Annotated in this window: 13 protein-coding genes; 8 read left to right on the forward strand and 5 right to left on the reverse strand. The window is 70.6% G+C overall.

Going from position 1 to position 18,935, the window contains the following annotated elements; translation table 11 throughout:
* Together FHU35_RS21820 and FHU35_RS21825 are read left to right on the forward strand one after the other, a co-directional pair.
* Entirely contained in the window at positions 1-1,008 is a 1,008-nt protein-coding gene (locus FHU35_RS21820; protein ID WP_145742785.1) for a substrate-binding domain-containing protein, read from the forward strand.
* Positions 1,009-1,446: 438 nt separating this feature from the next.
* Complete coding sequence (locus tag FHU35_RS21825; RefSeq protein ID WP_222429468.1) at positions 1,447-3,801, forward strand: glycoside hydrolase family 172 protein; 2,355 nt, start codon at positions 1,447-1,449, stop codon at positions 3,799-3,801.
* An 87-nt stretch (positions 3,802-3,888) separates the two neighbouring features.
* Here the strand turns inward: FHU35_RS21825 and FHU35_RS21830 are convergent, their stop codons facing one another.
* Positions 3,889-4,881 (reverse strand): LacI family DNA-binding transcriptional regulator, encoded by a 993-nt coding sequence (locus FHU35_RS21830; RefSeq protein ID WP_145742787.1) that lies wholly within the window; start codon positions 4,879-4,881, stop codon positions 3,889-3,891.
* A gap of 196 nt (positions 4,882-5,077) precedes the next feature.
* Between FHU35_RS21830 and FHU35_RS21835 the strand changes: the two genes are divergently transcribed.
* From FHU35_RS21835 to FHU35_RS21845, 3 genes are all read left to right on the forward strand, one after another.
* A complete protein-coding gene (locus FHU35_RS21835) occupies positions 5,078-6,502 on the forward strand; it encodes an L-fucose/L-arabinose isomerase family protein (protein WP_145742789.1) in 1,425 nt (474 codons plus the stop codon).
* On the forward strand, positions 6,499-8,031 hold the full coding sequence (locus tag FHU35_RS21840; protein ID WP_145742791.1) for an FGGY-family carbohydrate kinase: 1,533 nt from the start codon (positions 6,499-6,501) through the stop codon (positions 8,029-8,031). The genes FHU35_RS21835 and FHU35_RS21840 overlap by 4 nt, the downstream gene beginning before the upstream one ends.
* A gap of 73 nt (positions 8,032-8,104) precedes the next feature.
* The gene (locus tag FHU35_RS21845; RefSeq protein ID WP_145742793.1) at positions 8,105-9,028 is read left to right on the forward strand and encodes an alpha/beta hydrolase; all 924 of its coding nucleotides are present in this window, start codon (positions 8,105-8,107) and stop codon (positions 9,026-9,028) included.
* A 346-nt stretch (positions 9,029-9,374) separates the two neighbouring features.
* Here FHU35_RS21845 and FHU35_RS21850 read toward each other — a convergent pair whose 3' ends face one another.
* Entirely contained in the window at positions 9,375-10,310 is a 936-nt protein-coding gene (locus FHU35_RS21850) for a DNA recombination protein RmuC (RefSeq protein ID WP_145742795.1), read from the reverse strand.
* Positions 10,311-10,538: 228 nt separating this feature from the next.
* Here FHU35_RS21850 and FHU35_RS21855 point away from each other — a divergent pair, with 228 nt between their 5' ends.
* Together FHU35_RS21855 and FHU35_RS21860 are read left to right on the forward strand one after the other, a co-directional pair.
* Complete coding sequence (locus FHU35_RS21855) at positions 10,539-11,720, forward strand: exonuclease SbcCD subunit D (protein WP_145742797.1); 1,182 nt, start codon at positions 10,539-10,541, stop codon at positions 11,718-11,720.
* Positions 11,717-14,671, forward strand: a complete 2,955-nt coding sequence (locus tag FHU35_RS21860; RefSeq protein ID WP_145742799.1) for an AAA family ATPase — start codon at positions 11,717-11,719, stop codon at positions 14,669-14,671. Before FHU35_RS21855 ends, FHU35_RS21860 begins: the two co-directional genes overlap by 4 nt.
* Positions 14,672-14,786: 115 nt before the next feature.
* Here FHU35_RS21860 and FHU35_RS21865 read toward each other — a convergent pair whose 3' ends face one another.
* Together FHU35_RS21865 and FHU35_RS21870 are read right to left on the reverse strand one after the other, a co-directional pair.
* Positions 14,787-15,290: a methylated-DNA--[protein]-cysteine S-methyltransferase gene (locus FHU35_RS21865; protein ID WP_145743758.1), complete on the reverse strand. Its 504-nt coding sequence runs from the start codon at positions 15,288-15,290 to the stop codon at positions 14,787-14,789.
* Entirely contained in the window at positions 15,284-16,756 is a 1,473-nt protein-coding gene (locus FHU35_RS21870; RefSeq protein WP_342788550.1) for an AlkA N-terminal domain-containing protein, read from the reverse strand. The genes FHU35_RS21865 and FHU35_RS21870 overlap by 7 nt, the downstream gene beginning before the upstream one ends.
* A 139-nt stretch (positions 16,757-16,895) precedes the next feature.
* Between FHU35_RS21870 and ychF the strand changes: the two genes are divergently transcribed.
* Complete coding sequence (gene ychF, locus FHU35_RS21875; RefSeq protein ID WP_145742803.1) at positions 16,896-17,975, forward strand: redox-regulated ATPase YchF; 1,080 nt, start codon at positions 16,896-16,898, stop codon at positions 17,973-17,975.
* Positions 17,976-18,019: 44 nt separating this feature from the next.
* Here the strand turns inward: ychF and FHU35_RS21880 are convergent, their stop codons facing one another.
* Entirely contained in the window at positions 18,020-18,841 is an 822-nt protein-coding gene (locus FHU35_RS21880; protein ID WP_186459553.1) for a hypothetical protein, read from the reverse strand.
* Positions 18,842-18,935: the final 94 nt, after the last annotated feature.

Consider the following 18,935-nt stretch of genomic DNA (forward strand, 5'->3'; position numbering starts at 1 on the left):
ATGCGCAAGACAACGAAGTCCTTGGTCGCAGTCACGTGCGCCGCGGTCGCGTTCGCCGCCGCCGGTTGCGGGACGACCAGTGAGAACACCGGGCAGGTCCAGGCCCAGAACCCCACGCAGAACTGCGAGGGACCCAACGGCAAGTACACGATCGGGATGAGCCAGGCGAACCTCGCCGAGCCTTACCGCGTGCGGATGGACGACGACATCCGGAAGGCCGCGGAGAAGATCCCGCAATTCGAGGAAGTGCAGTTCTCCGACGCCGCCAAGGACAATTCCAAGCAGGTCACCGACGTCGAGAACTTCATGACCAAGCAGGTCGACCTGCTGATGATCTCGCCGAACGAGGCGGCGCCGCTGACCGACGTGGTGCGCAAGGCCTACAACCAGGGGATCCCGGTCGTGGTGCTGGACCGCAAGGTCGATGGCGAGGCGTACACGACGTACATCGGCGCGGACAACGTCGCGATCGGCAAGCAGGCGGGTGAGTTCTTCAAGAACACGCTGCTGCCGCAGGGCGGGAAGATCGTGCAGATCAAGGGCCTGTCCGGCTCGACCCCGGCCGCCGAGCGGGAAGAGGGCTTCAAGCAGGGCATCGCGGGATCGAAGATCGAGGTCGTGGCCACCGCCGACGGTGAGTGGGAGCGCTCGGTCGGGCAGCAGAAGATGGACGCGCTGCTCAAGGCCCACCCGGACATCCAGGCCGTGTACTCGCAGAACGACCCGATGGCCGAGGGTGCCTGGCTCGCAGCGCAGGCGGCCAACCGCAAGGACCTGAAGTTCGTCGGCATCGACGGGCTGCCGATCCCGTCCGGCGGCATCAAGGCGGTCGAGGAAGGACGCCTGCAGGCCACGAACCTCTACCCGACGGGTGGTGCGGAGGCCGTGGAGGCGGCCAAGAAGCTGCTGGTCGATTGCCAGCAGGTGCCCAAGACCCAGACGTTGGGCACGGAATTGATCACGAAGGACAACGCGGCCGAGGTCTACGGCCGACTCAACCAAGGCTAGTCCCGTCGGCGCGGGCCTTTCTGAGCAGCACCGGTAAGGCCGGGGAAAGGTCCGCGCCGCCACGGTCCAATCCCGCCGCAGCACTCGTTTCGAGTGCTGCGGTTTTTGCTGCCCGCACAATCCCCGGAGGCTTGCCGGGCGCTCCGAATTCCACTGCGCGGCAACTAAAAACACCTGGTTGGCGGCTGTCGTAAGTACGACACACCAGAGACCATCTTATTGAGTGAATTCGCGTATCGATGACTATTCCGTGCCCGTTTTTTGGTTGCCGTCCGGGAGGCCATTTCTTACGCTGCGCTTGATCGCGCTTTGAGATCTTGCCGGGTCCGCGTCGGTTGGAAACCACTTCGTTAGAGCGCATCACGATTCACCGGAACCGGAATCAGCGGCAGAACTGTTTGCTGTGGACAGGTCTGTCCGCAGGGGAGGGCGAGCACGATGACAGAACGCTCCGCACCGTCGCGCAGCGACGCCCGCCGGCGATCACGCCGGCTCGCCGCCTACCTGGGTGTCTTCTCGCTCGCCGCTGCTGCGGTGGTCGCCGACGCCGGGTTCGCGACCGTCCGGGCCCACGCCCAGGAACCGGCACCGCCCAGCAAGGGCCAGGTCGGCTGGGACGCCTACCGAGATCTCGACGAGATGCCGCGGTTGCGCGGCGACGAGCAGTCCCTGCAGTTCTCCAGCTACGACCGCTCCGGCGGCAACGACGACGGCTTCGAGGGAACGTACTCCTGCTTGCGCGAATCCGGGCAGGGATGCGTGATCGCCGAGCACACCGGGCCAGGGGAGATCTCCGGCCTGTGGAGCACCCGCGAGCCGATGGGCGACGTCACGGCCACCGGCAACATCGTCGTCGAGCTCGACGGGCGCACGGTGCTCGACGCCCCGTTGATCGACGTGGTCAACGGCAAGCTCGGAGCGCCGTTCGAGTGGCCGCTGGTGGGCAACGCCGATGACGCCGCGGGTGGCGTCGTCAGCAAGGTTCCGATGCCCTTCCGCGAATCGATGCGCGTGACCGTCCGCAACAACCCGGACTTCTACCACGTGAACTACCGGACCTTCCCGGACGCGGAAGGCGTGGAGACCTTCGACCCGTCGGACCCGGCGACCGACGTGCTCGAGAGGATGCGCGGTTTCGGCGTCGCGGACCCGAAGAGCGCCACCGGCGGCACGCCGGTCCGCAGCGATTTCGGACTCCTGCCCGGTGCTTCGCACACGGTCGCCGAGGTGTCGGGGCCCGCGCGGATCAACCAGCTGCGGGTGCGCTTGCCGCAGGTGGAGGCGGCACCGCAGGTCGTCGACGACGGCATGGCCTACGGTCCGGGCGGCGGCAGCCGGTTCCGGATGCGGGTGGCCCCCGACAACGAGGGCGTCCGCCTGATCCGCAGGTTCGACCCGCAGGTCGCCGACCAGGTCGCGAGCGTCGGCGTCAACGGCCGGCCGGTGGGCGAGTGGCGCAGCGGTCCGGCCGCTCCCGGGCAGTGGGGCGTGCAGGCGATCGACGTTCCGGCGGAGGTCACCGCCGGGGAGTCCTCGATCGACGTGGACAACCGGTTCCTCTCGTCCTCGCTGGACGTCAACGAGTTCCGCTACGACGTGCAGAGCAAGGTCAACGGCGAGTGGGTGCGCACCGACGTCCTCGACCTCGGCCCCGGGCATCCGGGCGAGGAGAGCGCGCACGGATACCAGATCGACAACCCGGTCTTCGAGCGCTCGCAGCTGTTCGGCCGGTACACGACCCCGCCGGAGGTGGTCGCGGCGTCGGACGCGGTGCTGGAGTCGGCGCGGCTGCGCATCACCTTCGACGGCAAGACCACTGTGGACGCGCCCATCGGCGAGTTCTTCGGCACCGGCCTGGGCGAGCACGACGTGCGGACCATGATGAGCTCGGTCGATCCCGGCCTCGACGGCTGGTACACCGCGTGGTGGCCGATGCCGTTCAACGAGAGTGCCAAGGTCGAGATCGTCAACGCCGGAGGCATCCCGATCGAGGGCGCCACCGCCGAGGTCGTCACCGGGCCCGGCGGGCTCGACGAGGGCAGCGGGCACTTCCACGCCACCCACAAGCGCGGCAACACCGTTCCCGGCCAGGACTGGAACTTCCTGGACGAGGGCGGAGCGGGCACCTTCTACGGGGTCACCCACACCATGCGCGGCCAGATCCCGCTCGACGAGACCAAGGCCAGCGTCCTGCCGCACTCCACTCCGCTGGCGGCGTCCAACCCGCGCAACTACCTGGAGGGCGACGAGCGGTTCTACGTCGACGGCGCGCAGGAACCGGCGTGGCACGGCACCGGGAGCGAGGACTTCTACGAGTCGGGCTGGTACTTCCGGTTCGGCACGACGTTCTCGATGCCGCTGGCGGGCAACCCCGGTCACGAGGTGAACCAGGACGGGTGCCAGTTCGACTGCACCGGCGCGTACCGGCTCATGGTCGGCGATGCGGTGTCCTTCCGGAACGGGCTGGTCGCGGGCATCGAGCACGGCCCGGCCAACGACGAGCCGGGCGACTACAGCTCCACGGCCTACTGGTACGGAGCTCCGGCTGGTCGCAGCCTCCCGGCGGGCCCACCACCTCCGGAGGTCCCGCCGTCGCTGCCGCCGGTGCCACCGGCTCCGGGGCAGCCGCCGTCCCAGCCGGCACCCACCGATCCGCAGGTACCGGGCCAGCAGCCGGCTCCGTCCGAACCTGCGCCGTCCGAACCGGCTCCGGGTGAGTCCGCTCCGCCGGAGTCAACCTCGGAGCAGCCGCCGACCAGCGAGGAGCACGGCCTCATGCCGGGCTCGAACTGATCACCCCTGGGGAACGGGGCAGTTGTGGTCCGAACCGTCCATGATCGATGTCCTTGTCGTCCGGACGGTTCGGACCACAACCGCCCGTCAGCGCGCCGAGCTGCCGCGCGCCACCAGGTGCGCGGACAGCGTGGTGGTGGAGGTCTCCTCGCGAGCACCACCGATCCGGTCGAGCAGCAGCCGCGCCGCGAGCGCGCCGATGTCGTAGGCCGGCTGGGCGACGACCGACAGCGGCGGGTCGAGCAGCGTGGTCCAGGGAGCGTCGTCGAAGGCGACGACGCCGACGTCGCGGCCGGGTTTGAGGTTCAGCGCGGCTAACGCCTCCAGCACGCCGACGGCCATCGCGCTGTTGCCGACCAGCAGTGCGTCCGGCGGATCGTCCTGGGTGAGCAGGCCGTGCGCCGCCCGCTGCGCGCCTTCGGCCTTGAACTGCGAACGCCGCACCAGGGAGGTGGAGCTGGGCAGCTTCGCCGCGCGCAGCCCGTCGCGATAACCGGCCAGCCGGTCGTCGGCGGTGGGCACGCCGCTGGGGCCGGTGAGACATCCGATGCGGCCGTAGCCCTGCCCGGCCAGGTGGAGCGTCGCGTGCTTGGCGGCCAGCCGGTTGTCCACCAGCACCGTGTCGCTCGCGCTCTCCGGCAGCGGCCGGTCCACCGCCACCACCGGTGTGCTGTGGCGGGCGAGCAGTTCCGCGGTGTCGGCGTTGCCGGTGGGGGAGAGCAGCACTCCGGCCACGCGCTCCTGCAGGGCGACGTCGACGTACTCGCGCTCCTTGGCAGGGGTGTCGTCGGAGTTGCACAGGACGAGCGAGTAGCCGGCCTCGTGCGCGACGTCCTCGACGCCGCGGGCGATCGCCGTGAAGAAGGGGTTCTCCACGTCCGAGATGATCAAGGCCAGCACCGCAGTTTCCTGTTTCCGCAGGTTGCGGGCAGGTCCGTTGGGCCGGTACCCGAGTTCTTGGGCTGCGGCCAGCACTCGCGCCGCCAGGTCCGGATCCACCGTCGCCTTGCCGTTGAGGGCGCGGGAGACGGTTGCCGTGGACACACCCGCGCGGGTCGCCACGTCGTTGATGGTCGCCACGACTTCCTCCCTCGCCGCTGGCCGAGTGACGGTGAGCCACCCGCCTTGACAGCCCGTATCACGCAAGAATAGCGTCCGAGAAAACGATTGCTCGCGTCGGTTCGCAAGGTTTTCCCAGGGATTCGGCCGGGCGTCTGCGCACCGCGCCGGTTCTGCAGCAGTCAACGCCGTCTGTGAAGCGAACTTGGAGGAAACTGTGGCTCGCATCGGTGTCGTCAGCATCTCGGACGGGCGTGGTCACGTGCACGCCCGCAACGCGGGATTCATCCAGTCCAAACAGGACGCTCTGGTGGCCTCGCTCCGCGCGGCCGGGCACGAGGTCGTCGTCGGCGCTGATCTGGTCGCCACCAACTCCCTGGCCACATCGGTGGCCCGCGAGGTCGCGGCCGCCGATGTGGACGTCACCGTCTTCTACTACGCGGTCTGGTCGTTCCCGCACTTCACGATGCTCGCCGCGGACGCCACCCGCAGCCCGCTGGTCCTCGTGGCCAGCACCGATCCCACCGAGCCCGGTCTGGTCGGGATGCTCGCCGCAGGTGGCGCGCTGGACCAGATCGGCCGCAAGCACACCCGCGCCTGGGGCGCTCCGGACGACGCCGACCTGGCCGCCAAGATCGGGGTCCACGCGCAGGCGTCGGCGGCCGTCGGCTCGCTGCACGGCTCCACGTTCGGCCGCTTCGGCGGGCGCCCGATGGGCATGAACACGGCCGTGGCCAACACCGACCAGTGGATGCGCAAGTTCGGCGTCGACGTCGAGGAGATCGACCAGTACGAGCTGGTGCTGCGCGCCGAGCAGGCCGACGGTGCCGAGGCGAAGAAGGCCCGCGAGTGGATCGAGCAGCACGCGGCCGGGGTGCACTACGACGGTGACAAGCTCACGCCGGAGCTGCTGGAACGGCAGATCCGCTCGTACCTGGCGATCCGGGACATCATCGACGAGCGCAACCTCGACTTCTCCGGGATCAAGGCGCAGCCCGAGCTGACCGAGAACTTCGCGACGATGGACGTCACCGAGGCGTTCCTCAACGACCCCTACGACTGGAACGGCCCCAAGCAGCCTCACGTGTGCGCGACCGAGGCCGACATGGACGGCGCGCTGACGATGCAGCTGTTCAAGGCCATCTCGGGCACCCCGGTGCTGTTCGCCGACGTCCGGCACTACCACGCCGACCGCGACATCTGGGACCTGTGCAACTCCGGTCAGCACGCCACCTGGTACGCCGCGCGCAGCGACGACCCGGCCGAGAACCTGTCGAAGGTCAACTTCTTCCCGGAGGTGTTCTTCTTCCCCGCCGGCGGCGCCTCGGTGCAGCACATCGCCGCTCCGGGCGAGATGACGCTCGGCCGGTTGACCAGGGAGGACGGCGAGTACCGCCTGCAGCTGATGCTGGGCGAGTTCGAGAACTACGACGAGGCGACGAACAAGGTCCTCGTCGACCAGTCCACGCCGGAGTGGCCGCACGCGTTCGCGCGGCTGGACGCGCCGGGCGAGGTGTTCCTGTCGAAGTTCGGGGCGAACCACATCCACGCTGTGCCCGGTGACCACCGCGCCGCGCTGCGGGCAGTGGCCGAGCAGCTGGACATCCGCCTCGACGAGTGGAGCCGGGGGTCAGGGTCGTGAGTGCTGAAGCCGGTGCGGACCGGCTTCAGCACTCACGCGCGGTCCTGCTCGGCATCGACATCGGCACCTCCAGCTCGAAGGGGGTGCTGGTCGATGCCACGGGCACGATCGTCGCGCGGGCGAGCCGACCGCACGAGACCTCGCACCCGCACCCGGGTTGGGTGGAGCACGACGCGGAATCGGTGTGGTGGGCCGACTTCCTGGAACTGACCAGGGAACTGCTGCCCGCCGCCGAGGGCTACGAGCTCGCCGGGCTCGGCGTCAGCGGCATCGGTCCGGTGCTGCTGCCCGCCGACGGGAGCGGAAAACCGCTCCGACCGGCGATCCTCTACGGCGTCGACACCCGCGCGACCGAGGAGATCGACGAGCTCACCGACGAACTCGGCGCCGAGGAGATCCTGCGGCGGGGCGGTTCGGCGCTGTCCAGCCAGGCCGTCGGGCCGAAGATCAGGTGGCTGGCCAAGAACGAACCGGACGTCTACCGGCGCACCGAGATGCTGCTGATGTGCAGCTCGTACCTGGTGCACCGGCTGACCGGTCGGTACGTGCTCGACCACCACTCGGCCAGCCAGTGCGACCCGATCTACGACCTGCGAGCCCGCGACTGGTCCTCGGAGTGGGCCGAGCGGGTCGCGCCCGGTCTCTCGCTGCCGGACCTGGCCTGGCCGACCGAGGTCGTCGGTCGCGTCGGAGCCGAGGCGGCGGCGGAAACGGGCCTGCCGGAAGGACTTCCGGTCACGGCGGGCACGGTGGACGCGTGGGCCGAGGCGACCAGCGTCGGCGTGCGCGCTCCGGGCGACGTGATGCTGATGTACGGGACGACGATGTTCTTCGTCGAGGTCCTCGACGAGGTCACGCCGCACCCGGTGCTGTGGGGCACGGCCGGGGCCTTCCCGGACACCTACACGCTGGCCGCGGGCATGGCGACCTCGGGCGCGGTCACCGCGTGGCTGCGCGAGCTCGTCGACGGCGACTTCGCCGAGCTCATCGCGGAGGCCGGTGACGTGCCGGCCGGTTCGCGCGGGCTGCTGCTGCTCCCGTACTTCGCGGGGGAGCGCACGCCGATCTCCGATCCGTCGGCCCGAGGTGTGTTCGCCGGGCTGACCTTGGAGCACGGCCGCGCCGAGCTGTACCGGGCTGCGCTGGAGGGCATCTCCTTCGGCGTCCGGCACAACCTGGAGGCGATGGGTCAGGCCGGTGGTTCCGCGCGCAGGCTGGTCGCGGTCGGTGGTGGTACGCAGGGCGGGCTGTGGACGCAGATCGTCTCGGACATCACCGGCAAGGAGCAGCAGATCCCGGCGGAGACGGTCGGTGCCGCCTACGGGAACGCCCTGCTGGCCGGGGTGGGCACCGGTGTCGCGCAGGATCCGGACAACTGGAACCCGATCGTGGACGTCGTTCGGCCGAACACCGAGAACACCGAGCGCTACGACAACTACTACCGGCACTACCGCGACCTCTACGAGTCGACGACCCGCATCGCGCACTTCTTGGCCGCTGAGCAGCACGCGGCCGACGAACGGAACTGATTCACCGGTCCCGCTCCCACGATCTTGTTAAGCTCACTCTTCCGGGTGAGATACGAGGTCGTGGGAGGTCGCGGTGGCACGGCGTGTTCTCGCGGCCGGATTCGCCCTGCTCGCGCTGGTAGCCGCGGGCTGCTCGCGTTCCGAAGCCGACGTCGCCCCCGCCGCCGAACCCCGGGACCTGGGAGCGCAGCAGGTCTTCCGGCACCAGGTGTACGCCCAGCGGGACACCGGTGCGCTCCGCCTGGACCTGTACCTGCCGCAACGCCGGGCCGCTGAGGCGCCGTTGATCGTCTACGTGCACGGCGGTGGCTGGGACGCCGGAGTGCGCACCCTCGACGCCGATCCGGCCGCGCCGGAAGCCCGCGCGGCGCAACGACTGCTGGAACGCGGATATGCGGTGGCCACCGTGGACTACCGGTTGACCGGGGTCGCGCAGTCGCCCGCGCAGTTCGTCGACGTCGCCGACTCCGTGCGCTGGTTGCAGCAGAACTCGGCGCGCTGGGGGCTGGACGCCGACCGGGTCGGGCTCTGGGGCGCTTCGGCGGGCGGGCACCTGGTCGCGCAGCTCGGTGCGGTCGCCGGTGATCCGGCCGAGCCCGGCGGCGGTCTCACCGGGATCCGCGCGGTCGTCGACTGGTTCGGGCCCAGCGACCTCAGCGCCGAGGCGCAGCACGAACATCCGCAGTTGCAGGACTACGCGCGTCGCGCGATCACCGGGTTGCTCGGCTGCATGCCGGTGGACTGCCCCGATGTCGCGGACGCGTCGAGTCCCGCCCGCAACGTCTCGGGCGACGAGCCGCCGTTCCTGATCCAGCAGGGCACCGCGGACTCGCTGGTCCCGCTGGACCAGAGCCTCGATTTCGCCGCGCAACTGCGCAGTCTCGGCGTCACGGCGCAGATGCACCCGTACCAGGGCCTCGACCACGGCTTCGGGAAGGGCCCGCAGACCACCCTCATCGTCGACGCCCTCGACGCCTTCGTCCGCACCCACGTCTAACCCCAGGCACTCGCAACCACCCGGGACCCAGACACCCGAGAGTGCGAACTCCCAGCCACCCCGAAGCCCGGTGCCCCTGGTCGCCCCGGGAGCCCGGCTGCTATGTGGTGCGTGGAGGCATGTCCCAGTTTTAGTCCAAACTGAGCGGACATTTCGGGCGCGAAGCGTCCTCGGTTTGGACTAAAACTGGGAGATGCCCTGGTGGGGCACTCGCGACCGGGCTTAGGGTCGGGATGGCGGCGGCGGTCCGCGTGGCAGTTCTGGTATGAGTCGACCGGGCGAATCGGCGGGCGGTTCGGGTCGGGACCGTCCGATGCCGGGCAGTGTGGCGCTGAGGTGCGGGGGCTCAGTTCTGGGTGGGGTCGGCTCCGTTGAGGGAGGCGTCGTCTTCTCTGCGGACCTCGGAGATGTCGCCCGAGCCCGCAGTCTCGGCGAGGGGCTGGACGGAGTTCCGGAAGGTCTCCAGCGCGTCGAGCTCCCGGCGCCGAGCCGAGACGAAGCGCTGCAGGTGCGTGCTGGAGAGGTTGACCGCGTCCACCGCGTTGGTGGCCGCGCGCTGCGAGCGAACCGCCTGGCTGCGGACCTGCTCGATGTCCTCGGCGAGGGTGCGCTCGGTCGAGGCGAACATCGCCGCCGAGGCCAGCACCGCGAAACCCGTGGGGCCGCAGAGGAAGACCCGCTTGCCCAACAGCCACGACAGCAGCTGCGGGTCGGTGTCCAGGGCCGCGACCACGGCGGCGTCGGAGGGCACGAACATGATCGAGCCGTAGATCGCATCGGCCCAGCGCTGGTAGCCCTTGCTCGCCAGCTCCGTCGCACGGGAGCGGATGTTGCGCACGTGCACCCGCAGGGCGTCGGCGCGCTCCTCGGCGTTGTCGGTCTCCATCGCCTCGGCCCACACCGCGAGACTGGCCTTGGAGTCCACCGGGACCTGCCGGCCTCCGCCGACCTCCAGCACCATGTCCGGACGTGCCGCGCCGCCGCCGGCCAGGTCGGTCTGCAGCGTGAAGTGGATGCCCTCCCGCAGGCCCAGCGACCGCGCGGTCTCCACCAGCACCTGCTCGCCCAGCTCGCCGCGTCCGGTGATCGAGGCGAACGCGACCTCGTAGCGCCGCAGCGCGGCCTGCTGCGCGGTGCTGCGGGCCCGTTCGGCCTCCACCATCCGCAGCGCCTCGTCGGCTCGGCGCGCGCTGTCGCCGTACAACCGCCAGATCAGCACCAGCGCTGCCGCGACCAGCAGGATCAGCACGACGACGAACCCGGCCAGAACCCCAGTCCCCACACGACCTCCATCCCGAAGAGCAGGCCCGGCAATCATCCAAGACCCCACCGACAAGATCACCTCGGCACGCAGGACCATTCGAATTTCGCGCGAAATTCGAATGCCCCGGGACGAGCGCTGATCGCGGTTGGTGATCGTGAGCGCACGCTTCGAGGCGAGGGCGTGCGACACGCCGAGGTTGCCCGGGGGGTCGAGCGCGGTAGATCGGGACGCCGCTAGCTTGGTGCCATGCGGGTACTGCACACCTCGGACTGGCACGTGGGGCGGACGTTCCACGGCCGTGACCTGCTCGGAGATCAAGAGGCCGTGCTGAGCGGACTCGCCGACCTGGTCACCGAGGAGCAGGTCGACGTCGTGGTCGTCGCCGGTGATCTCTACGACCGCGCGGTGCCCTCCGGCGAGGCGGTCCAGGTGTGCGTGCGCGTGCTCGCCCGCATCCGCGAGGCGGGCGCGCAGTTGGTCATCACCTCCGGCAACCACGACTCCGCGCCGCGCGTGGGCGCGTTCGCCGAGTTCGCCGCCGCGGGCGGGCTGCACCTGCGCACCCGCATCGACCGGCTGCACGAGCCGGTGCTGATCGACGACGAGCACGGTCCGGTCGCCTTCTACGGCATCCCCTACCTGGAGCCGGATCCCGCGAAGCACGCCCTGAAGGCCAGCGCCGACGCGCCCGGGGCGAGCGCGGAGATCGAAAGTCGCGGCCACGCGGTCGTTCTCACCGAGGCGATGAACCGGATCCGCGCCGACCTCGACGACCGTCCACAGGGGACTCGCTCGGTGGTGCTCGCGCACGCGTTCGTCACCGGCGGTGAGAGCAGCGAGTCCGAGCGCACCATCGCCGTCGGGGGAGTGGAGCAGGTGCCGGGTTCGGTCTTCGACGGCGCGGACTACGTCGCGTTGGGCCATCTGCACGGCCAGCAGACGCTTGCCGAGCACGTGCGCTACTCGGGCAGCCCGCTCGCCTACTCGTTCTCCGAGGCCAGGCAACGCAAATCGGTGTGGCTGGTCGACCTCGGAGCCGACGGGCTCGCCGAGGTGCGCCGCCGCGAACTGCCGGTTCCGCGCCGTCTCACCACCATCGAGGGCGAGCTCGTCGAGCTGCTGGAGAACCCGGAGCACGCCGACGCCGAGGACTGCTACGTCTCGGCGACCCTGACCGACGAGGTCCGCCCGCTGGAGGCCATGCGCCGCCTGCAGGAACGCTTCCCGCACGCGGTGCACCTCGAATGGCGACCGGCGACCGGCAAGGCCACCGCGCCGTTGCGCTACGCCGAGATCGTCCGCGGTCGCGACGACAACTCGCTCGCCGCCCGGTTCGTCGAGGACTGCCGGGGTGCCGAACCCACCGACTCCGAGCGCGCCCTGATCGACGAGGCGCTGCACGCGGTCATCGCGGAAGGACCGGAATGAGGCTGCACAGCCTGGAAGTCACCGCTTTCGGTCCGTACCGCGACCACCAGGTCGTGGACTTCGATCAGCTCGGGACCGACGGGTTGTTCCTGCTGCACGGCGACACCGGCGCGGGCAAGACCACGCTGCTCGACGCCATCGCCTTCGCGCTCTACGGTGCTGTTCCCGGCGCGCGCAACGATGCCAAGCGGCTGCGCTGCGACACCGCGGCCGACGAGGTCAACACCAGCGTCGTGCTGGAGCTGACGATCCAGGGCCAGCGGTTGCGGCTGGAGCGGAGCCCCGAGTATCAGCGGCCCAAGAAGCGCGGCGAGGGCTTCACCACCCAGCAAGCCAAGGCGTCGCTGACCTGGGTCGGAGGCGCGCCGACGGCGCAGCCGCCGGAGGGGCTGACCCGGATCGACGAGGTCGGCCGCACGGTGCAGCGGTTGCTGGGCATGAGCGTCGAGCAGTTCTTCCAGGTCGTGATGCTGCCGCAGGGCGAGTTCGCGAAGTTCCTGCGCGCCGACACCGGGGAGCGGGAGAAGCTGCTGGAGCGGCTGTTCGGCACGGAGCGGTTCGGCGAGGTCGAGAGCTGGTTCGTCGAGCGCCGCCGCGAGCGCCGCCGCGCGCTCGAAGCGCAGTCGCAGCAGGTCCACGAGCTCAACGCCCGCATCTCGCAGGTCTCCGGCGTCGAGCAGACCTCCGAGGTGGGCGACGAGAACTGGCTGGAGGACATCGAGAAGCAGGCCCTCCGCGATCTGGAGAGCACGCGCGTCGAGCACACCCGGCTCCGCAGGGAACGCGACCAGGCCCAGAAGGCGCTGGACGAGAGTCGTGCGCTCGCGGAGAAGGTCCGCCGGGTCCGCCAGGCCAACACGACGCTCGCCGAGATCGACGCCCAGCGCGCCGAGCACGATCAGTGGCGGGCCGAACGTGCCGCGGCCTCGCGAGCGGTGCCGGTGATCTCGGCCCGCCGGACGGCCGATCGCGCCGAGCAGGACCGGGACCGGGCGCAGGCCGAGGTCACCACCTGGGCTTCCCGCTGCGAGGTCGATCCCGCGGCCCCGCTGGACGATCTGCGCGCCCGCGCGGGAGCCGAGCGCGAGCAGGCCGGTGCCCTGGCGCAGCTGATCCCCGAGTCGCAGCAGCAGGAATCGGATCAGCGCGCGCTCGCCGAACTCGCGGCCAAGACCGCGGCCGACGAGAAGCGGGAGGCCGAACTCGTCGAGCAGCGCGACGGGCTGCCGGAGCGGATCACCGAGGCCCGCAGACGCGTCGAGGAGGCCAAGCACGCCGAACTGCGCCTGGACACCGTGCGCACCCGGGGCACCGAGGTCGCCGCGCTGCTGACCACCGCGCGCGAGATCCCCGGTGCGCAGCGCGAGCTGGAGTCCGCCAAGAGCCGCGCGCAGCAGGCCGTCGACGCCCACCAGCAGGCCCGAGACCGGCTGCAGGAACTGCGATCTCGTCGCCTCGCGGGCATGGCCGCCGAACTCGCCGCCCGGCTCAGCGACGGCGACCCGTGCCCGGTCTGCGGCTCGGCCGAGCACCCGTCACCGGGGCAGCCGGTCGACGACCAGGTGCGCGCCGAGGACGAGGACGCCGCCCAGCAGGCCGAGCAGCGCGCTCAGGCCGAGCGGGAACGCCTCACGACCGCCGCGCAGCAGGCCGAGCAGCAGGTGGCGAACCTGCGCGACCGTCTCGGCGAGCACGACGAATCCGAGCTGGCCGAAGAACTGGCGCAACTGCGCGAGGAGAAGAACCGGCTGAGCGAGACCGCCGCCGCGATCGCCGGCCGCGAAGCGGAGCTCGGCAAGCTGGAGTCGGCGACCGACGAGCTCGCCGAGCAGATCTCGGCGCTGCGCAGCAGGATCGCCGCGTCCGGAAGCGAGAGAGCCGCGCTCACCAAGGCGATCGAGGAGCGCGAAGCGCGGTTGCGGGACGGGAGAGGCGATTTCGACACGATCGCCGATCGCCGCGCGCACCTGCTCGACGTCGCCGACAAGGTGGAACGGCTCATCGCCGCCCGGACGGCCCGCGACGACGCCGAGCAGCGGCTCACCGAGGCCCGTTCCGGGCTCGCGGAGGCCGCCACCGCAGCGGATTTCGCGAACGTCGACGAGGCGCTCGCGGCCGAGCGGGACGAACGGCGCATCACCGAGCTGGACGAGTCCCTCGCCGAGGTCGACCGCCGCGCCGCCGGTGCGCGCGAAGCGCTGGCCAGCGCCGACCTGTTCGGCGTCGACCCGGAGACCGACGCCGGTTGGGAGCGGGCGTCCGAGGCCGCGACCACCGCCGGCGAAGCCGCCGAGCGCGCGGCGGCGCTGGCGCACCGCTCGGAGCAGCGACACACCGAGCTCGCGGGCCTCGCCGAGCGGTTGCGCGCTTCGTGGGCGCAGCTGGGCCCGGCGATGGCCGAGCACGCGGAGCTGGAGGCCCTGGCCGACGTGGTCAACGGGCGAGGTCAGAACGCGCGCAAGATGTCGCTGCGCGCCTACGTCCTGGCCGCCCGGCTGGAGGAGGTGGCGGTCGCGGCCACCCGCCGCCTGCAGCGGATGAGCGACGGTCGCTACTCGTTCGTGCACACCGATGCGGCGGGTGCCCGGGGCACCCGCGGCGGCCTCGGCCTGGACGTGCTCGACGACTACTCGGGCAAGGTCCGCCCGGCCAAAACCCTTTCCGGCGGCGAATCGTTCCTGGCCTCGCTGTCGCTGGCGCTGGGTCTGGCCGACGTCGTCGCCGCCGAGACCGGTGGCGCGCTGCTGGACACGCTGTTCATCGACGAGGGTTTCGGCACGCTGGACGCCGACACGCTCGACCTGGTCATGGACACGCTCGACGAGCTGCGCGCGGGTGGCCGGGTCGTGGGTCTGGTCTCCCACGTGGAGGAGATGCGGCAGCGCATCGCGGTCCGGCTCCGGGTCCGCAAGTCCCGCCAGGGCTCCACCCTCGAACTCTCGACGTCCTAGACCTCCGTCGAAGTGCTCGGTCCCCATCTGCGTGGGAGTGGGGGAAGTTTTCATGAAAACTTCCCCCACACACCCACACAGGGCACCCGCACCACCGAGCAGGACGATGGAGCTCCTAGGTGTTCTGGCGCTCGTGGGCCAGCAGCCAGCGCTTCTTGTCGGAGCCCCAGCGGAACTCGCCGACGGAGCCGTCGCTGCGCACGATCCGGTGGCAGGGCACGAACAACGCCGCGGCGTTGCGCGAGCACGCCGTCGCCGCTGCGCGGACCGCGCGCGGTTTCCCGGTGAGACCGGCGAACTCGGAGTAGCTGAAGGGCTTTCCGGCCGGAACGGTGCGCAGCACCTTCCACGCGTGCTGCAGGTAGGGGCCGGACTCCTGGTGCACCGGGATGTCGTCGACCGCCTCGAGGTCGCCCTCGTGGTAGGCGGTGATCGCCTTGGTGACCGGGCCGAGGTCGTCGGCCTGCACCAGTTCCTCGAACATCAGGGACGGGGCGACCTGCGGCAGAAGGTCGTCCGTGAAAGCCGTCCAGCCGGAGGCGAGCACGACGCCGTCGGCGTCCACCACCGCGCAGAACGGTCCCGCCGGAGTTTCCACAGTGGACCACTTGATCACGATGACTCCCAGTCTTCGAAGGGTTCTTGCCGCGTCGCGGGTTCGGGCGACGCGGGCGGCCCGGTGCTCGCGTTCTCCCACAGCAGCACGCCGGCGTAGGAGCGCCACGGGCTCCAGCGCTTGGCATGCGCCGCGAGGGCGGTGGGGTTCTCGGGGATTCCTAGCAGCCCAGCACCCCGCCTCAACGCGAGATCACCGGAAAGCAGCACATCGGGTGCTCCGAGCACGCGCATCGCGACGTAGCTCGACGTCCACGGCCCGACGCCCCGGATGCGCTCCAGGTCCTCGCGCAGTTCCGCCTCGTCGCGCCCGGCGTGCAGGGCGAGCTGCCCGCCGGCGACCGCCACCGCCACGTCCCGCACGGTTTCCGCACGTCGCCGGGGTCCCGGCAGCGCTGCGGCCGCGTGCTCGGCGAGCGCCTCGGCGGTCGGGAACAGCCTGGTCACCCCGCCGTCGGGGTGCGGCAGCGGCTCGCCGAGCTCGGTGACCAGCCGTTCGGTCGTGGCGCGCGCGGCGGCGACCGAGATCTGCTGCCCGATCACCGCCCGCACCACGATCTCCAGCCCGTCCACCGCGCCCGGCACGCGGACGCCGGGGGAGCGTGCGGCCGAGCCGCGCAGCAGGGGGTCGGAGCCGAGCACCTCGTCGATCGCGACCGGGTCGGCGTCGAGGTCCAGCAGCCGGCGCAGCCTGGCCACCGCGCTGCCGAGGTCCCGCAGGTCCGACAGTCGCAGGGTGCAGGCGACGTGCTTGTCTGCAGGGCGCAGGGCGGCGGTGGCGGTGCCGTGCGGGAGGCGCAGCGACCGGGTGTAGGTCCCGTCGTCGAACTCCTCCAGCCCGGCCAGCGCCCGTCGCGCCAGGAAGCGCAGCACGCCGGCGATGTCGCACGGCGTCCGGAACGGCAGCCGCAGGTGCACCGTTCCGGCTCCGCTGGGCGTTCCGCGCTTGTGCCCGCGCAGCTCGGTGGGCGTCCGGCCGAAGATCTCGCGCATGGTGTCGTTGAACTGCCGCAGGCTCGCGAAGCCCGCCGCGAACGCGACGTCGCTGAACGAGATGTCGGTCGTCTCGATCAGCACCCGCGCCGCGTGGGCTCTGTTCGCCCGCGCCAGCCCCAGCGGACCGGCACCGAGCTCCGAGGTGAGCACCCTGGTGAGGTGCCGTTCCGAGTAGCCGAGCTGGTCGGCCAGGCCCTGCACCCCGCAGCGGTCGACGACGCCGTCGCTGATCAGCCGCATCGCCCGCCCCGCGAGGTCGGCACGCAGGTCCCACTCGGGAGACCCCGGCACGGCGTCCGGCAAGCAGCGGCGGCACGCCCGGTACCCGGCGGACTGCGCAGCGGCGGCCGTCGGGTAGAACTCGCTGTTCGCGCGTTTGGGCGTGCGCGCGGGGCAGGACGGCCGGCAGTAGATTCCGGTCGACCGCACGGCGTGGATGAAGCAGCCGTCGAACCGCGCGTCACGCGCGGCCACGGCCCTGAACGCATCCTCTGTTCCCACCAGCACGTCACCGATGCTCCCAGCGCGAAGCGGCCCTTCCTAGCGGGAATCGGACACGGTGGGGACGACCGGGCCCGATGGTCCGGGAGCGGAACGCCTAAAATCCCCAGGCGTGAGTCTCACCCTCGGAATCGTCGGTCTGCCCAACGTCGGCAAGTCCACCCTGTTCAACGCGCTGACCAGCAACGACGCGCTGGCGGCGAACTACCCGTTCGCCACCATCGAGCCGAACGTCGGCGTGGTGCCGCTTCCTGACGTCCGGCTGGACAAGTTGGCCGAGGTGTTCGGTTCCGCCAAGACGGTGCCCGCCTCGGTGTCGTTCGTCGACATCGCGGGCCTGGTCAAGGGCGCGTCCGAGGGGCAGGGCCTGGGCAACAAGTTCCTCGCCAACATCCGCGAGGCCGACGCGATCTGCCAGGTCATCCGCGTCTTCGACGACCCGGACGTGGTGCACGTCGACGGTCGGATCGACCCGTCCAGCGACATCGAGACGATCAACACCGAGCTGATCCTCGCCGACATGCAGACGCTGGAGAAGGCGCTGCCCAGGCTCGAGAAGGAAGCTCGCACGAACAAGGACAAGCGTCCTGCCCTGGAGGCCGTCAAGAAGGCCCAGACGATCCTGGAGGACGGCAAGACGCTGTTCGCCGCGGGCATCGGCAAGGACGACCCGGACGTGCGCGAGCTCAACCTGCTGACCACCAAGCCGTTCCTGTACGTGTTCAACGCGGACGAGGGCGTGCTGGCCGACGAGGCCAAGCAGAAGGAGCTGCGCGAGCTCATCGCCCCGGCCGACGCGGTGTTCCTGGACGCCAAGGTCGAGGCGGAGCTCATGGAGCTCGACGAGGAGTCGCAGCGCGAGCTGCTGGAGTCCATCGGCCAGGAGGAGCCGGGCCTCAACGCCCTGGCCCGCGCCGGCTTCCACACCCTCGGTTTGCAGACCTACCTCACGGCCGGTCCCAAGGAGGCCCGCGCCTGGACGATCCCGCAGGGCGCGAGCGCCCCGCAGGCCGCGGGCGTCATCCACACCGACTTCGAGCGCGGCTTCATCAAGGCCGAGATCGTCTCCTTCGACGACCTGATGGCGGCGGGCTCCATGGCCGAGGCCAAGTCCGCGGGCAAGGTCCGCATGGAGGGCAAGGACTACACCATGGTCGACGGCGACGTCGTCGAGTTCCGCTTCAACGTCTGATCAGCGGCTGACGTGGGGAACTGCACACCGGGTCGGGTGTGCGGTTACCAGATCGGCGGTGTCGGCCGCGTGCGCGCGGTCCCGGTCAGCGGCTCAACGGTGGCGTGCAGCGGTGGAATCCGGTCGCGGAGCACGGTGATGCCCAGCGGGATGAAGACCAGGCAGACCGCGACACCGCCGCCGAGGACGCCGAAGACGAGGTCGCTCTCCTTGAGCACGCCCATGAAGACCCAGCCGAACGACAGCAGCAGGGCGGCCCGTCCGAGGCCGATGACGCCCGCCCGGAAGGCGCCGATCACCAGCAGCACGATGCCGACGAGCGCGCCCAGCGCGGCGGTGACCGGGATTCTCCACAGGCCGTAGGACAGCTCCGCGTACGAGTCCAGCACGACCTGGGTGGCCTGGTCGAGGCCGAGTGCGTCGACCAGCCGGAACGCGGTCAGCTCGACGCCGGAGTAGTAGAGCCGGGCGAACAGGGAAGTGGCGAAGAGGGTGCCGCCCCACCACCCCAGTCGCGGGCAGCGTGCGGCCACAATCCGGGCGAAGGTCAGCACCGCGGGGAACAGGAGAATCGTTCCACCCGCGAACAAGGCGTAGCCCGCCGTCACCAGCGCGGGATCTTGGGCGTAGGCGGCCAGCTCGCGCGGGGCGGCGAAGTTCTGCGCATCGAAGTGCGCGCGTTGCTCGGAAGTGAGACCGGAGAACTGGATGGCGAGGTGGCGCACCAGCAGGCCGGCGAACCACACCAACGGGCCGATGATCATCGTCGTACCGCCGATGATCCTGCCCGGAACCCACGTGTTGGTGTGTTCCTGAACTGGCCAGAAGCCCTTCGTGCGCAGCGATTCGAACGATGCTCGTGTCATGGTCTCAAAGAGTATTGGCCCGGAGCACCCGCTGTGATCGGATTGTTCACCCATCAAAGTAGGGGTTCTTCCGGAGGGACGAGCACCCTTCGGC

Origin of the sequence: Saccharopolyspora dendranthemae, assembly GCF_007829955.1 — a bacterium.
Classification (GTDB): domain Bacteria; phylum Actinomycetota; class Actinomycetes; order Mycobacteriales; family Pseudonocardiaceae; genus Saccharopolyspora; species Saccharopolyspora dendranthemae.

Coding starts and splice junctions, on each gene's coding strand:
- FHU35_RS21820 (WP_145742785.1), top strand. CDS start 1: ATGCGCAAGACAACGAAGTCCTTGGTCGCAGTCACGTGCGCCGCGGTC.
- FHU35_RS21825 (WP_222429468.1), top strand. CDS start 1,447: ATGACAGAACGCTCCGCACCGTCGCGCAGCGACGCCCGCCGGCGATCA.
- FHU35_RS21855 (WP_145742797.1), top strand. CDS start 10,539: ATGCGGGTACTGCACACCTCGGACTGGCACGTGGGGCGGACGTTCCAC.
- FHU35_RS21860 (WP_145742799.1), top strand. CDS start 11,717: ATGAGGCTGCACAGCCTGGAAGTCACCGCTTTCGGTCCGTACCGCGAC.
- FHU35_RS21880 (WP_186459553.1), bottom strand. CDS start 18,841: ATGACACGAGCATCGTTCGAATCGCTGCGCACGAAGGGCTTCTGGCCA.